This window comes from Kushneria pakistanensis (assembly GCF_014652795.1).
Lineage (GTDB): Bacteria > Pseudomonadota > Gammaproteobacteria > Pseudomonadales > Halomonadaceae > Kushneria > Kushneria pakistanensis.
Genome location: NZ_BMZM01000003.1, coordinates 309,492 through 324,583, shown reverse-complemented (window position 1 = coordinate 324,583; position 15,092 = coordinate 309,492). Strand labels below are relative to the sequence as shown.

Annotated in this window: 15 protein-coding genes; 14 read left to right on the top strand and 1 reads right to left on the bottom strand. The window is 63.4% G+C overall.

The features are described from left to right. Nucleotide 1 precedes the first annotated feature (1 nt). Nucleotides 2-1,657 (bottom strand): right-handed parallel beta-helix repeat-containing protein, encoded by a 1,656-nt coding sequence (locus IE123_RS11940; RefSeq protein ID WP_189518475.1) that lies wholly within the window; start codon nt 1,655-1,657, stop codon nt 2-4. Nucleotides 1,658-1,853: 196 nt separating this feature from the next. Here IE123_RS11940 and IE123_RS11935 point away from each other — a divergent pair, with 196 nt between their 5' ends. The 14 genes from IE123_RS11935 (at nt 1,854) to IE123_RS11870 (ending at nt 15,029) form a co-directional block, all read left to right on the top strand. Further along, nucleotides 1,854-2,606, top strand: coding sequence for a beta-ketoacyl synthase chain length factor (locus IE123_RS11935; RefSeq protein ID WP_189518473.1), 753 nt, complete (start codon nt 1,854-1,856; stop codon nt 2,604-2,606). Between the two features lie 116 nt (nt 2,607-2,722). Next, complete coding sequence (locus IE123_RS11930; RefSeq protein ID WP_229819733.1) at nt 2,723-2,998, top strand: phosphopantetheine-binding protein; 276 nt, start codon at nt 2,723-2,725, stop codon at nt 2,996-2,998. A 16-nt stretch (nt 2,999-3,014) separates the two neighbouring features. Continuing rightward, complete coding sequence (locus tag IE123_RS11925) at nt 3,015-3,569, top strand: COG4648 family protein (RefSeq protein ID WP_189518471.1); 555 nt, start codon at nt 3,015-3,017, stop codon at nt 3,567-3,569. Beyond that, entirely contained in the window at nt 3,566-5,287 is a 1,722-nt protein-coding gene (locus IE123_RS11920; protein WP_189518470.1) for an ApeI family dehydratase, read from the top strand. The genes IE123_RS11925 and IE123_RS11920 overlap by 4 nt, the downstream gene beginning before the upstream one ends. Beyond that, nucleotides 5,284-6,072, top strand: coding sequence for a glycosyltransferase family 2 protein (locus tag IE123_RS11915; protein ID WP_189518466.1), 789 nt, complete (start codon nt 5,284-5,286; stop codon nt 6,070-6,072). The genes IE123_RS11920 and IE123_RS11915 overlap by 4 nt, the downstream gene beginning before the upstream one ends. Next, nucleotides 6,069-7,031: a lysophospholipid acyltransferase family protein gene (locus IE123_RS11910; RefSeq protein ID WP_189518464.1), complete on the top strand. Its 963-nt coding sequence runs from the start codon at nt 6,069-6,071 to the stop codon at nt 7,029-7,031. Before IE123_RS11915 ends, IE123_RS11910 begins: the two co-directional genes overlap by 4 nt. Nucleotides 7,032-7,075: 44 nt before the next feature. Beyond that, the gene (locus tag IE123_RS11905; RefSeq protein ID WP_189518460.1) at nt 7,076-7,675 is read left to right on the top strand and encodes a LolA family protein; all 600 of its coding nucleotides are present in this window, start codon (nt 7,076-7,078) and stop codon (nt 7,673-7,675) included. A gap of 2 nt (nt 7,676-7,677) precedes the next feature. Beyond that, nucleotides 7,678-10,017, top strand: a complete 2,340-nt coding sequence (locus IE123_RS11900) for an MMPL family transporter (RefSeq protein WP_189518458.1) — start codon at nt 7,678-7,680, stop codon at nt 10,015-10,017. Further along, the gene (locus IE123_RS11895) at nt 9,992-11,323 is read left to right on the top strand and encodes an NAD(P)/FAD-dependent oxidoreductase (RefSeq protein WP_229819732.1); all 1,332 of its coding nucleotides are present in this window, start codon (nt 9,992-9,994) and stop codon (nt 11,321-11,323) included. The genes IE123_RS11900 and IE123_RS11895 overlap by 26 nt, the downstream gene beginning before the upstream one ends. Next, nucleotides 11,320-11,937: a DUF3261 domain-containing protein gene (locus tag IE123_RS11890; RefSeq protein WP_189518456.1), complete on the top strand. Its 618-nt coding sequence runs from the start codon at nt 11,320-11,322 to the stop codon at nt 11,935-11,937. Before IE123_RS11895 ends, IE123_RS11890 begins: the two co-directional genes overlap by 4 nt. After that, entirely contained in the window at nt 11,934-13,112 is a 1,179-nt protein-coding gene (locus IE123_RS11885; protein ID WP_229819731.1) for a beta-ketoacyl-ACP synthase, read from the top strand. The genes IE123_RS11890 and IE123_RS11885 overlap by 4 nt, the downstream gene beginning before the upstream one ends. Then, nucleotides 13,105-13,566 carry a hotdog family protein gene (locus IE123_RS11880; protein ID WP_189518455.1) on the top strand — a complete coding sequence of 154 codons (462 nt, stop codon included), beginning with the start codon at nt 13,105-13,107 and terminating at the stop codon, nt 13,564-13,566. The genes IE123_RS11885 and IE123_RS11880 overlap by 8 nt, the downstream gene beginning before the upstream one ends. Before the next feature lie 57 nt (nt 13,567-13,623). Beyond that, nucleotides 13,624-14,346 carry a 3-oxoacyl-ACP reductase FabG gene (fabG, locus tag IE123_RS11875; RefSeq protein ID WP_189518454.1) on the top strand — a complete coding sequence of 241 codons (723 nt, stop codon included), beginning with the start codon at nt 13,624-13,626 and terminating at the stop codon, nt 14,344-14,346. 83 nt (nt 14,347-14,429) lie between these two features. Beyond that, a complete protein-coding gene (locus IE123_RS11870) occupies nt 14,430-15,029 on the top strand; it encodes a class I SAM-dependent methyltransferase (protein WP_189518453.1) in 600 nt (199 codons plus the stop codon). Nucleotides 15,030-15,092: the final 63 nt, after the last annotated feature.

Genomic DNA, 15,092 nt, shown 5'->3' with positions numbered 1-15,092 from the left:
CTCAGCGTGGGTGGAAGATCGACAGGCTAAAGCTTTCAGGCAATGTCGGCTGGCCGCTCTTGCGCTCGACAAAGCGGACGCGAAAGCCTTTCCAGGCCTGATATTTACTCGAGCCGGAATAGGCCGCCAGGTACTCGATACCGTCATGAACGATGCCGGCATCCTCTACCGTGACCGTAATGATCGGATCACGCAGCTCCACCTCACCATCGGGGAAGGAAAACTCTACCTGGCCCTTGTCGACGGCCTCGCAGCGGCTGAAAAAGTCACAGCCCGGCCCGTCACCGCTTTTGCGCCATTTGACGAACTGAGAGATACCGGTCAGGGCATGGCGCACCGTGCCCTTCTTGTCTATCAGTGACGTCTCACCGATCACGCCGGGACGGCCGCGATTGACGCGGTAGTCGTCATACAAAAGCCTGTCATCGCCATCGATCTGGGAGGCGAAGCGCAGGGCGCCATCCCACACGCCCTTGTTTTTGGTGTCCCGGTCGGTATCAAACACCACATCGCCCTCGGGACCACTGTGACGAAAGACAATCGGATTGGTCTGACGGGTCTTGTCAGAATGGCTCGACTGAATCACCAGCGGCGTGGCTTCCTTCCAGGCATCGGCCTCGGCGCGTATCGAGCTCGGCGACAGGCGCAGCGCATTGCCGGTGGAATTGCGGACCAGGACTTCGCCACCGTCCAGCGATACGCCACCCATGCCACCGCTGTGCGAGTCATCCTTGAAGACGTTGGTCCAGCCATAAACGCAGGTATTGGATGAGGCAAAGCAGTTCATGAACTGCTGACTTTCGGTGGTTCGCACGCACGGCCATGGCGCCTTGCCCTTGTTGCGGCCCTCCCACCAGTTGCCGATAAAGCTGGAACGATAGATCAGCCGGGCCCGAATGGCGTCACCCTTCATGGCCTCGAAGATATTGTCCTGAAAGGTCGCACCATAGACATTTTTCTCGAAGATGATGCCATTATCGGAGTAGTTGAATTCATTGCCGACAAAGCGCGCCGTGGTGGAATTGTTACCCTTTTCATCGTCTACCTGTACACCCACCCCCATGCCGATAAAGGTGCAGCGCAGCAGGTTGTAGTTGACCATGATGCCACGCACGTGAATGCCGAAACCGCCCGAGGCGAAGTGGACATTTTCGATCACGGTGTTGTAACCGGGCCCCTCGATATAGGTCCCGTTCCAGCGGCCCTTCTTGCGACCGCTGGCAAAGTTGAGGTCACGCACGACCGGACCATGGCCGGTGAACATGACCCCCTCACCCAAAGAGTGAAACGGCATCAGCAGGGCATTGCCCTCGTTTCTGAAACGCTGCCGCCCGGGTCCAATGAGATTCTTGCCCTTGAGATCGACGGTCTGGCCGATCGCATAGCGCCCCGGGGGCACGTAAAGGCTGTTGACGATGCTGGAACGCGCGGCACGAATAAATGCCGGCGCACTGTCACGCTGGCCACTGGGGTCAGCGCCCCAGTAAAGAATATTGTTGCGGGCCGTCATGTCGAGCGCATCAGACCGCTCGCGTGACTCACTGGCCCGGGCCTGCCCCGAGACTGTCAGGGTGCCCGCCATGCCGGCAACAGGCAGCAGGGCCAGGGCGCGACGCATGAAGCGTCGGCGATTGCGGTCGTCTGTGGAAAGCGACATTCAAAACTCCGTCTAAAGCCGTATCAGGCCTGAATCAGGGAATCATCACACCCGTTTTGGACATGTGCTGCCATGCCATTGTGGCGGTCATGGGCCAGGGATAGTCACAATGATCACCTGAAATGTTTGTCATACTCCAGGTTTATGAATTCATGCCTGCCGATTACAATCAGATGTCACTTTTCGGGAGGCCCGCATGGACTGCTCATCCCATGCCGATACAGCACTATCCACGCTCTACCTTCACCGCTGGTGCGCCTGGCTTCCCGAACGGGCCGGTGAGCACATGCCTGCCTGTGTCATCACCGATGAAAAGCCGCCCGCTGCCAGCGTGCCGGCCATGCTGCGCCGGCGCCTGACCCCGCTGGGGCGCGCCGTATGTACGCTTCTGGGCGAGATGGGGGCCCATGAACATCCGGGCATGCCCGTGCTGCATGCCTCACGCCACGGTGACGGCCATCGCCCGCTGGACATGCTTGATACCCTGTTTGAGGGCGAGCCACTCTCGCCGGCCCGATTTGGCCTGTCGGTACACAACGCCGTGCTCGGCGTCTACTCGATCGCCTTTGATAATCACGCCTCGATGGCCGCCCTGGCCGCCGCCGGTGAAGAATTCGAGGCGCTGCTGAGTGAAGCCCGTGGCTATCTGTCTGATGGATGCGAAAGCGTGTTGCTGGTGCTGACCGACTCGCCGGTTCCCGAGCGCTATCGCATCCAGACGCAGGCGCCGCAGAACCCGTCCGCCCTCTTGATGACACTGTCGCTGTCACCGGCCCCTGACGCCGTGCGCCTGCAGGCCCATGCCATCGACACCGCCGGTGATCAGGCAAAAATCGTGACCCCACCGCTGCTGACGGACTGGCTGATGGGCCGGTGTGATCTGATCACGCGTGCCCCGGCCCTGCGCTGGCAGGCCGTTGGCGAGACACACACGACGCCTGGCGAATAGCCCCAAAGGCGCCCGGTTCTGGCATCATATGCCGCCCGAACATGCCGTGGCAGACGATCATCCTGCGGCGGATGCGTCTGTCATGGCACGACAACAAGGACTCTGGAGAACACGACATGGCCGATACATCACTGAGCGAACTTGAACGCGATGTCGCCAACATGATTATCGAAGCGCTGGAGCTTGAAGATATTACGGCTGACGATATCGACCCCGAGGCATACCTGTTTGGCGAGGGGCTGGGGCTTGATTCCATCGATGCACTGGAGCTGGGTCTGGCGCTGCAAAAGCGCTACGGCATCCGCCTGGACAGCGACGCCGAGGAAAACCGGGAACATTTTGCCAGCCTGAGAAAGCTCAGCATGCTGGTCGCCGAGCGCCGCAGCGACTGAGGTGCTGATGGGAGCCATGCCTGTCCCCCGTCCCGGCCCACGCCACTGGTCATCCCCGCTTTCGATGGTGCTGTTTCCGGCTGCCCTGTGGATCGTGTTGCCACTGTGGGGCATTCACGCCCTGCTGCTGACCTTCATGGTGCTGGCAGGCGCCCACTGGCTGGCAGGTGAGCATCGCATCCGCTGGGCTCTGGTGCTGGCAACGCTGATGGTGCTGCTGGTCAGTGGGCAGGCGGAGCTGGGTGTACGTCTATATCCAGTCATCGTCAACGTATCGCTGGCGCTGCTCTTTCTGGGCAGTCTGCGCACTACGCCGCTGGTCGAGCGCCTGGCACGTCTCTCGGAGCCCGATCTGCCGCCCAGCGGCGTGCGCTATACCCGCCGGGTCACCTGGGTGTGGGGCATTTTCATGGGCCTCAATGCGCTGGTCGCACTGGTGCTCGCACTCTGGGCCCCCCTGCACGTATGGCAGGTCTGGGCCGGCGCCATCAGCTATGGGCTGGCAGCGCTTTTGATGGTGGGTGAATGGCTGGTGCGCCAGCATGTTCGACGCAGCACGGTGAAGCCATGACTCCTTCCGGTGATACCAGACCCTCGCTGATCAACTGTCCCTGGCTTGAGGGTGATGCCACCGACATTGTGGCCTGCTCGGGCCAACAGGCTCGCACGCGGGGAGAGCTGTGTCAGGCCATCACGGCCTGGGCAAATACATCTCTGCCGGCTGGCCGGGATGTGGCGCTTTATGACAGTAATCCCTGGCGGTTTACCGCCGCCCTGCTCGGCCTGTGGCACGCCGGTCACCGGGTCTGGCTGCCCGGTGACAATCTGCCCGAGACCGTGACGCAGCTGCGCCAGCGGGATCTGATCCTGCTGGGCGAGCTGCCGGATGCCCCGCCGGCACCACTGCCGGTTACCAACAACACGCTTGCATCAACGCTGTCACCGGATCAAAGCGCCGTGGTGCTTTTTACCTCCGGCTCCAGCGGGGAACCGACCCCTATCTTTCGCACTCTGGGCCAGCTGGAGGCAGAAGTTGCCGCCTTTGAGCGACACTGGCCGCTGGCAGAGGGTGTCGTGGTCAGTCAGGTCAGCCATCAGCATACCTGGGGGCTCACCGTCGGGCTTTTGAGGGCCCTTGCGACCTCACATCCCTTTGGCCTTGAGATCGTGACCTGGCCCGAGACACTGGCCGAATGGCTCACCCGTGTGCCGGTCAGCGCCCTGATCAGCGCCCCACCGCAGCTCTCCCGCCTGCCCGGCAGCTCGATCGGCATGCCCGACCGTGGCCCCGCACGCATTTTCAGCGCCGCCGCACCGCTGACCGATGAGGCTGCCGCACAGGCCGAAGCCGTGCTGGGCAGTGAGCTCATCGAGATCTATGGCAGCTCGGAAAGCGGCGCCATCGCCTGGCGCCGGCCCTGTCAGGACACGACCTGGCAGGCACTCGATGATGTCAGACTTCGCTGCGACGGTGAGCGCACCCTGCTGCGCTCGGCACGTCTTCCCGAACCCGAGTGCTGGCATGAGCAGGCCGATCACATTCGTCTGATCAGCGATCACCCTGTGCGCTTCACCCTGCATGGGCGTGCCGATCGCATCGTCAAGGTGGGCGGCAAGCGCGTTTCTCTTGAGGGCCTGGCCCATCACCTCGAGGCCTTCCCGGGTGTGCTGGCAGCTCGCTGCCTGACCATCGATCACTCGGGCGGACGCATCGGGGCGGTCATCGCCATGGTGCCGGACAGCATTGCCCATGATCACGATACGCGCCGAGCGCTCATCAGCGCCCTGCGACAGCATCTGGCCGGCGCCTTTGAACCCGTGGTGCTGCCGCGCTTCTGGCGCTTCGTGCAACAGCTGCCGGTCAACGCCCAGGGCAAGCTGACCCGGGCCATGGCGCGCCATCTCTTTGACGATCTTGATGACCGACGCCAGCCACGCTGGCTGGATATCGAGTCGCCGGAACCCGACCAGCACCGGGTCACGCTTGAGATCCCCGAGCGGCTGGCGGCGCTGGAAGGTCATTTCCCCGGGCGTCCGATCGTGCCCGGCATTGCCCTGATTCACTGGGCCCGCCAGCAGGCCGAACGCCTTTTCGATGCCCGCGATCAGTGGCGGGACATGCGCCGGGTACGCTTTCCCACCCCGCTGTTACCCGGTGATCGCGCGGTCATGACGTTGACGCGCAAGCCTGACGCCCTGCAGGTCACCGTAAGCTCACATCGCGGTCAGCATCTGCAGTTGCGCCTGCTCGGTGTCACCTCCGCAACCGATAACCGGGAGTCTTCATGAACCATGCCCGCGAAGGCGCCGCGTTTTCCCCCTGCGTGCTGGTGCCCGTGTACAACCATGAGCATGCCATTGTGGCCACCTGCGAGGGGCTGGCTGACCTGAACCTGCCCATCGTGCTCATCGATGACGGTAGCCATGCTGATTGCGCGGCAGTGCTTGATCGGCTGGCGCAGGCCAGTGACGTGCATCTGCTGCGTATTGCACGCAACCAGGGCAAGGGCCATGCCGTACGCAGCGGGCTTTCGCATGCCCAATCGCTGGGATTTACACACGCCCTTCAGGTGGATGCCGACGGCCAGCATGACCGGCTGAGTCTGCCGCCCTTTATCGAGGCCGCCAGACAGCAGCCCGAGCGACTCCTGATCGGCTATCCGCGTTTTGATCACAGCGTGCCGCTGCACCGTTTCATCAGTCGCTACATCACCCATGTGTGGGTGTGGTGCAATACGCTCTCCACTGCCCTGCGCGACACCATGTGCGGCGTGCGTCTGTATCCGCTGAACGAGGTCAACGCCATGCTGGCGCGCCACGACTGTGGCGATCGCATGGAGTTTGATACCGAGGTACTGGTGCGCTGGTTCTGGGCCGGAAAGCCGGTCGATAATCTGCCGGTGCGGGTCACCTACCCAACGGACGGCGTGTCCCATTTTCGTCTGTTTCGTGACAATGTCCTGATGGCGCGCATGCATCTGCGCCTGACGCTGGGCATGCTGATACGACTGCCGAAGCTGCTGCTCATGCGCTGTCGGCCCGGGCGCGACGCGCAACACAAGAGCTCTTCATGACATCACCACAACGCAGACGTCCCACCCGGCACTGGTCGGCCATCAGCGAGTCCGGTTCGCTCAAGGGCATTCGCCTGATGCTCGCCATTCATGACCGCTTCGGCGCCCGCGCCTATCAGGGCGTCCTGTTTTTTGTCGGGCTCTATTACTGGCTGCGTCGACCGATTGCCCGACGCGCCTCAAAAGAGTATCAGCGTCGCCTGAAGACCTTCTGCCCGTCGGTCTCGCTTCCGCGCATGGCCACCGTGCGCCACTTCACGACCTTTGGCACGGCCATTCTGGACAAGGTGCTGGCGCTTTACGGGCGCATTGGCCCCGAATCCATTCATATCGAACAGCGCGAGACGCTCAGGGCCGCCATTGATGCCGGCCGGGGCGGCATTATCGTGGTCACCCATCTGGGCAGCCACGAGGTCTGCCAGGCGCTGGGCCGCCTGCGGCGCGATCTCAAAATGAGCGTGGTCATGCATACCCAGCATGCCCAGCGCTTCAACTCCCTGTTTGCCGATATTGACCGTCCCATACCGGTCGAGATGATCGAGGTCAGCGACATGGGTCCTGCCACGGCGCAGCGACTTCAGGCCCGTGTGGCCGAAGGCGGCTTCGTGGTCATTGCTGCCGATCGCGAACCCATCGAGGCAGGCGCCAGGCGCCGCTGGATCGACTTTCTTGGACAAAAGGCGCCCTTCCCCGAGGGGGCCTTCTGGCTGGCCATGTTGTTGCGCTGTCCGCTCTATCTGCTGGTCTGCGCCCGCCAGGGGCAGGCGCATCATGTGCACTTTGAATCGCTGGGGGACGCCGGGGGTCTGTCGCGCCGGGAGCGCGATGCCTGGATGCAGGAAACCATGGCGCACTTTGTGACGCGCCTTGAGTATTTCTGCTGTCGTTATCCGCTACAGTGGTTCAACTTTTACCCGTTCTGGCAGTCCGAGAAACCAAACGCACGCCCACCCCGTTAACCCACGGACATCCGCTGTCCTGCCGGCCCAGGAGCTTGAGTTACATGTCTCACCGCACGCGATTACGGTCACTGACCGCTCTCATGGCCACCCTGCCCCTGTGGCTGGCTGCCCTGCCGGCCCATGCCATGAGCCTTGACGAGCTGGCCGAGCATCTGGCCGCCCAGGGCGATGTGGCCGGTCGTTTTGAGCAGACCCGCTATCTGGCCGATCTGGATACGCAGATTGATGGCCGCGGCCACTACCGCTTCGAGCAGGGCGATCGCGTGGTGTGGTCACTGGAGACGCCGGTGGAAGAAACCATGGAACTTTCCGAGGCGGGCATTCGCCGCAACGGAGAACGCATCGACGATGATCCGGCCGGTGTAGCCACCCTGATCATGCAGCTGCTCAATGGTCAGCTCTCGACGCTGGCAGATCGCTTTGAGGTCACGCTCGAGGGCGATCAAACGGCATGGCACGCCACGCTGGTACCGCGCCAGCAGGGGCTGGCCGACTATCTCGACAATATCGATATGCGCGGCGATGACCGCCTTGAGCAGATCAACATGGCCATGGCCGATGGTGACCGGCTCAACATTCATCTGCTGCCGCCCGAGGAAGGTCCCGGCGTCCCGGGCTCGTCCTCACAACAGGCGCCATAAGCATGACACGCGCCTCGCGCCTGCCGGCCCTTTTATGGTTGTTGGTGTTGATGGCCTGCCTGGCCTTTGGCAGCTGGCAACTGCTGCGTGGGGCAAGCCTTGATACCCGCATCACGGCGCTGCTGCCCGAGACCCACCAGTCACCCGGGGTTGATCGCGCCAACGATCAGCTCGGCGCCCCCTTTACCCACCGCTTCGTGCTGCTGCTGGATGCCGAGCATCCAAACGAGGCCGCCGCCGCACTGGCACGGGATATTGAAAGCGCCGATGTTGTTGATCAGCTGCGCTATCGCCCGGGGGATTATCAGCTTGACAGCCTGATCGAGGTCCTGGGGCCGTCGCGCTACCGGCTGCTGGACGACACGCTGCGTGCCGCCATCGACAGCGGTGATACCGACGCTCTTCACCGCCAGGCGCTGGCTTCGCTGGTCATGCCCACCGGGCTTGATCAGCACCCGGTACGTGACCCCTTCGGACTGCTGGATCACTGGCTCGACAGTCAGCTCTCCACCCGCTTTGATACCCGGGGCGATCTGGTCACCCTTGAGGTGGATGGCAGGGCACTGGTGGTCATGACCGGTACGCTTTCCGGCAATGCCTGGGACACCGGGCTGCAGGATCGCCTGACGGATGCCATCACGCAGTTTGAAAGGGACTATCCCGAGGCGCGCCTGTGGCGCTCCGGCATGGTCTTTCACGCCGCCGATGGGGCCCATCAGGCCAAAAGCGAGATCAGTACGATCGGACTGGGGTCACTGATCGGCGTGCTGCTCATCCTGCTGGTGGTATTTCGCTCACCGGTCACGATTGCCACCCTGGTGCTGCCGCTGGTCACCGGTGGTGTGTTTGCGCTGGCGATCACGCTGTGGTGGTTTCAGGGCATTCACCTGTTGACCATTGCCTTTGGCAGCAGCCTGATCGGCGTGGCGATTGATTACGCACTGCACCTGCAGTGCGCCCGCACGCTCGCCGGTCACGATTTCCGGCTGCGGCACATGCTGCCCGGACTGGCACTCGGGCTTGTCACCAGCGTCATGGCCTATGTGGTGCAGGCCTTTACGCCCATGCCGGGGCTTCGCCAGATGGCCGTGTTTGCCGGCTGTGGTCTGGTGGGTGCCTGGCTGACGGTGGTGCTGTGGTTACCGCTGACGCGAGTGCGGACAACAGAAGGCACCCGGACGCTGGCCGAAAGGCTCTGGCGAGTGCTCGACCGGCTGCGTGGCCGGCTCGGGCCACGCCTGGCGCTGGTGCTGGCGCTCATGGCCATTGCCGTTGCCGGCCTCCGTCTGCAGGGCGATGACAGCCTGCGCCTGATCAACACCTCGTCACAGCAGCTGCTGGGCGATGAGGCGCTGATTCAGCAGGAACTGGGCCGCGACACCGGTACCGTCTATCTGCTGATCACCGCGCATGATACCGAAGGCTTTCTCGGCCGCGCCGAATCGCTCTCTCCTGTCCTGGATTCACTGGTTCAGGGGGGCCATCTGGGAGGCTATGCCAGTCTGGCCGAACACGTGCCCTCAAAGGCGCGTCAGAACGCCAACCTGGCGCGTGCCCGTGAGCTTTATCAGCAACAGCTGGATCGTGTGTATGCCTCGGCGGGGCTGCCGCCGGCCCTTTACGAGCGCGCCATTGAGACGCTGGAAAGCTCGCCCCCGCTGGCGCTGGCGCGCTGGCTGGCCAGCCCGCTGGGTGAAAGCGATCGGCGTCTCTGGCTTGGCGACATCGGCAAGGGCCAGATGGGCGGCATGATCACGCTCAACGGCGAGATCGATACGTATGCACGCCAGCAGCTGGCAAGTCTTGCGCGCAGTGATGAGAATATCGAGCTTGTCGACCGGGTCGGGCAGATCAGTGAGGTGCTGGGCAAGCTGCGCCGCCAGATCGCACAGTGGGTGGCAGCGGCGCTCATCGCGCTGACGGTGATACTGGCCCTGCGCTATCGGTGGCGCACCTGGCGGGTGATCGCCCCGGCCGGCGGTGCCATCCTGACCGTGCTGACGCTCTATGCCCTGCTGGGGGTGCCGCTCAATCTGTTTCATCAGCTGGCGCTGTTGCTGGTACTCGGTATCGGGCTGGACGCCGGCATCTTCATGCAGGAACATCCCAGAGCGCATCACGCCTGGCTTGCGATCACGCTGTCGATCCTCTCGAGCCTGCTGGCCTTCGGGCTTCTGGCCTTTAGTGCCACGCCGGTGCTTCATCACATCGGCATGACGACCCTGATCGGACTGGCCAGCGTCTGGCTGCTCACCGCGCTGGTACAGCGGCGCACGTCCCGGGAGCCAACAACGCCTCACGCTCGGACCAGGCCTCATGACACTACCCATGACCACGGATAACGCCATGACCCCTTCTGCATCACGCCTGCCCGAGACCATGATGTCTGAAACCGGGATACCCGAGGAAGATACCGATGTGGCCGTGATCGGCGCCGGGCCTGCCGGTGCCGTCGCGGCGGCCATGCTGGCCGAGGCCGGGCTTCGCGTCCTCGTGATCGAGGCGGCGCACTTCCCGCGCTTTTCCATCGGTGAAAGCCTGTTGCCGCAGTGTCTGATGGATCTCGAGCACGCAGGCTTGGCCGACATGATCAAAGGCGCCGGCTATCAGATGAAAAACGGCGCCCGCTTTGTTCGCGGTGAGCAGCGCGTGGATATCGATTTCGAGGACAAGTCGAGCGAAGGTACGGGCCGTGCCTGGCAGGTCGAGCGCGCCGACTTTGATCAACGCCTGATCGAAGCGGCGTGCGCGCGTGGCGCGACGGTACGCTTTGGCCAGCGGGTCACGGCCTTTGAACGCCACCCACAGACCCCGGTGTTGACCGTGTGTGACGAGCAGGGCCAACACTGGCGGCTCCGGGCCCGCTTCGTGCTCGATGCCAGCGGCCTGGCCCAGGTGCTGGCACGCCTGGAAGGCACGCTGGAGGAAACCCACCTGACCCAGCGCCAGGCCCTGTTTACCCATTTATCACTCAAGCCCGACGCCTGCAGCACGCATGATTTCGACCGCACCAAGATCCAGATCGGGCTGCATTCGCAGGCCAACGTCTGGTACTGGGTGATCCCCTTTGCCAACGACCGCGCCTCGACGGGTTTTGTGGGCGCCTCTGACGAGCTGGCGCACCTGACGGGCCCCGAAGCGGACGAGGTTCAGGGCTTTCAGGCCTGCTTCAAGGCCTTTGACGAGCTGGATGACTGGCTCGAGGTCGACACGCCGCACCGCCCCATCGCAGCGCTGGGCGGCTACAGCCGCAACGTCACCACACTCACCGGTCCGGGTTACGCCATTCTCGGCAACGCCGGCGAGTTTCTCGATCCCATCTTCTCCTCGGGCGTGACGATTGCGGTGCGCTCGGCCTCACTCGCCGTACCGCTGGTCAGGGCACAGCTCGAAGGCCGTGACGTGGACTGGCAGGGTGACTTCGAACGCCCGCTGCGCCACGGCATCGATACCTTTCGCGCCTTTGTGGACGCCTGGTATGACGGCCGCCTGCCGGCCATCATTTTTCATCCCGACCCGCCGGCCTACCTGAGGCGCATGATCAGCGCCGTGCTGGCAGGTTACGCCTGGGATGACGACAACCCCTTTGTCAGCCAGCCGCGTCGTCATCTCGACACCCTGGCCCAACTGTGTGGACATGCCGCATGACAGCACTGCCCTTTCTGCCACTACCCCTGCTGCCACGGCGCCTGGGGCCCTGTGCGCTTTTATTGATGCTCATCCTGCTGACCGGCTGCAGCGCGCCTGCCATGGCACCCCAGACCTCACCCGGCTGGCAGGGGGAGCCGCAGACGCTCAAGCGCAAGCTGACCATCACACCGTTTGATGATTCACGCCCGGAGCAGACGCTGCTGTCAGTGATTCGCCTCTCCGATGAAGGTCTGCGTGTGGTCATTGCCACGCCGACCGGTCAGCGTCTTTTCACCCTGCTCCGTGATGATGAGGGCGCGCGTTACACCCAGTCGATCATGGAAACGCCTCCCTTCCCGGCCCAATGGTTTGCCCAGCGTCTGGAGTGGAGCCTGCGCCCCGTATCAGAACTACAGGACGCCTTCCAGAGCAGCGCGTGGCAGGTGCGCGAGCGGCGCTTTGAACATGGTCGAGTACGCGAGATTCTCGACGGTGACACGCTCATTGTCCGCATTGATACCATCGAACACCCCGCCGACCAGGCGCATGACGTGCTGACCGATCTTCAGATCGGTTATCGCATGGTTATCACGCCCTTTGGCGATAACGCCCGCCCCGGAGAGACACCATGACGTCCAGATACTGCCGCCTCTCCTCGCCGGCCATGATCTGCAGCATTGGGAGCGACCACGACACCATCGCTGGCGCGCTTGCCACGGGCCGGCGCGGACTGACCCACAGCGAGCGCTATACGCCGGGGCGCGTACTGGCGCTGGGTGATGTCACGACTTCTCTGGCCTCGTTTGAAGGCTGGCCGGTCGAGCATGCCAGTCGCAACAACCGGCTCATCGCCACGGCGCTGCAGGCGCTGGGGCCACAGCTTGACGAGGCCCTGGCACGTCATGCACCACACCGCATTGCGGTAGTCATGGGCACCAGCACTTCGGGGATTTCGGAAACCGAGGCGGCCATTGCCCGTACCGGCCCGGGTAATGACTTTGATGAACACTACCGCTATGCCCATCAGGAGCTGGGCGCACCGGCCCACTTCATTCGCGCCCATCTGGGGCTCTCGGGGCCGGCCTGGACCATCTCCACGGCCTGCAGCTCGGGCGCCCGGGCACTGAGTGCGGCGCGTCGACTGCTGCTGTCCGGCCAGGCCGATGCCGTGATCGCCGGCGGGGCCGATACGCTGTGTCACCTGACCGTCAACGGCTTTGACGCGCTGGGAGCAATCAGTGACACGCCGTGCCAGCCCTTCACCACGGCGCGGCGCGGCATCAACATCGGTGAGGCCGCAGCCCTTTTCATCGTGACCCGGGAACCCGGCGGCGTTCAGCTCACGGGCTACGGTGAAAGCTCGGATGCCCATCACATTTCAGCGCCGGCCCCGGATGGCCGCGGCGCCATCACCGCGATCCGACAGGCGCTTGCCATGGCCGGTCGCAGCCCTAACGAGATCGACTATCTCAACCTGCACGGCACCGCCACCACCCACAACGATGCCATGGAAGCGCTGGCGCTTCATGACGTTTTCGGCGATCAACAGCCCCCTGCCAGTTCGACCAAGGCTCTGACCGGCCACACTCTGGGCGCTGCCGGCGCGCTTGAAGCGGCCTTTTGCTGGCTGGCGCTGGACCGGGGTTTTCTACCCCGCCACGCTCATGATCAACCGCTGGACGAGACGCTGATGCCGCTGTCGCTGGTGGACGCCAACACCTCCGGGCAGCCTCGAACAGCACTCTCCAATGCCTTTGCCTTTGGCGGCAACAACGCCGCTCTGGTACTGGAGCACAGCGATGCATGAGTCATGTCCAGCCCCGGCGGCCTGGCCGCCCATCGCATCACTGGTGCCGCACCAGGGGCCGATGTGCCTGCTTGATCACGTGGTGGACGCCGATGCCGAGCGCATCGTGGTAGCCGTGACCCCGTCACCAACGGATCTTTTTGCCGACACCCGCGGCATTCCGGTGCAGGTGGCGCTGGAGTGGATGGCGCAGGCGTCCGCCGCCTGGTCGACCCTGCAACCCCGCGAGGGCGGCACGCCCCGTCAGGGCATGCTGCTGGGCGCACGCCGGTTCGAGGCACAGGTCGCCCATCTGCCCTTTGGCCAGCCGCTGGAGATCCTCCTTACCGTGGACGCCGTCGCCGACAGCGGGCTGGGTACCTTCAACGCCATCCTCTATCCGGCCGGTGAAGCCCCCGAGCCCCGGTGGCTGGCGAGCGCCAATCTGAGCGTGCTGCAAACAGATGCTGTATGACGCCGGCCATCCCCGGCGCACTGGCTTTCATTTCCACACCTGCTATCGGAACGTGACATGTCACAGACCATCCTGATTACCGGCGCCAGTCGCGGCATCGGCCGGGCGGGCGCCCTGCGCCTGGCCCGCGACGGCTTTGATATCGTCGTGCATTACCGCCACAGCGAAGCGCAGGCACGCGCCGTGGTCGATGAGATCACCGCCATGGGACGACAGGCGCGTCTTTTGCGCTTTGATGTGGGCGCACGCGAGGAGGCCCGCACCTGTCTGGAAGCCGATATTGCCGAGCACGGCGCCTATTACGGCGTGGTACTCAACGCAGGCTTTCATCAGGACGCACCCTTCCCCGGCATGAGTGACGCGCAGTGGGACAGCGTACTCAATATTGATCTGGGCGGGTTTTACAATGTGCTCAGGCCGCTGGTCATGCCGATGATCCAGCGCCGCAAGCCCGGGCGTATTGTGGTGCTCTCCTCTGCCGCCGGCGTGATCGGCAATCGCGGCCAGGTCAACTATGGTGCGGCCAAGGGCGGTCTGATTGCGGCCAGCAAGTCCCTGGCACTGGAGCTGGCCAAAAGAAGGATCACGGTGAACTGTATTGCCCCGGGCTGGGTCAATACCGACATGACCGCAAGCGTTGATGTCGAAATCAAAAGGATCGTGCCCATGCAGCGCATGGGGGAAGCCGAAGAGGTCGCCGGCGTGATCAGCTTTTTGTGTTCCGACGACAGCAGTTACGTGACCCGGCAGGTGATTGCCGTCAACGGTGGACTGTTCTGATCGCGCCTTTTCAGGCCGACATCAGGCAAGACGCCGTTTTCGCGTGTTTTGTGAGGTCATGACAATAACGAAAGGGACAACGCATGACGTTCAAGGCAGCGCTGTACGGCTGGACGGCCACGACCCTTCGTACGCTGGATCACCACGGTGTACGGCTGCGCTACCCTTATCGTGACCGCATCATGTTTGAAAACGCCATCCTGCCGGCGCTGGCGCGCGATGAAAGCATTCAGCGCGTCCTGCTGGTGGGCTGTGGCTGGTATACCCACCACTACCCGGCGCTTTTGGGAGAAACGGAAGTCACGACCATCGACCTGGACGCTGCCAAGCGCCCTTTCGGCGGTGATCAGCATATCGTGGGCAACCTGACGGCATTGGGCAATCACATGCCCCGGGCCTGCCTGGATGCGGTGCTGTGCAACGGCGTGCTGGGCTGGGGGCTCAATGAGCACGATGACGTCGAACAGGCCTTTGGTGCCTGTGTGGACTGCCTGCGTCCGGGTGGTCTGTTGCTGCTGGGCTGGAACGACCAGCCGCCCTATAACCGGGTAGCCCCCGAGGATATTCCGGCCTTCGCCCGTCTTGAGCCGGTCAGGGTGCCGGGCCTGGATGCCCATCGCATTGTGGCGCTACCGCGCAATCAGCACTGTTTTCAGGCCTTTCGCAAACCACTTTCAGACTGAGGCATTCGGGTGTGGCGATGGCGTGGTCTTTCGCAAACGTGTGTGACAGGCTACATTGTGCAC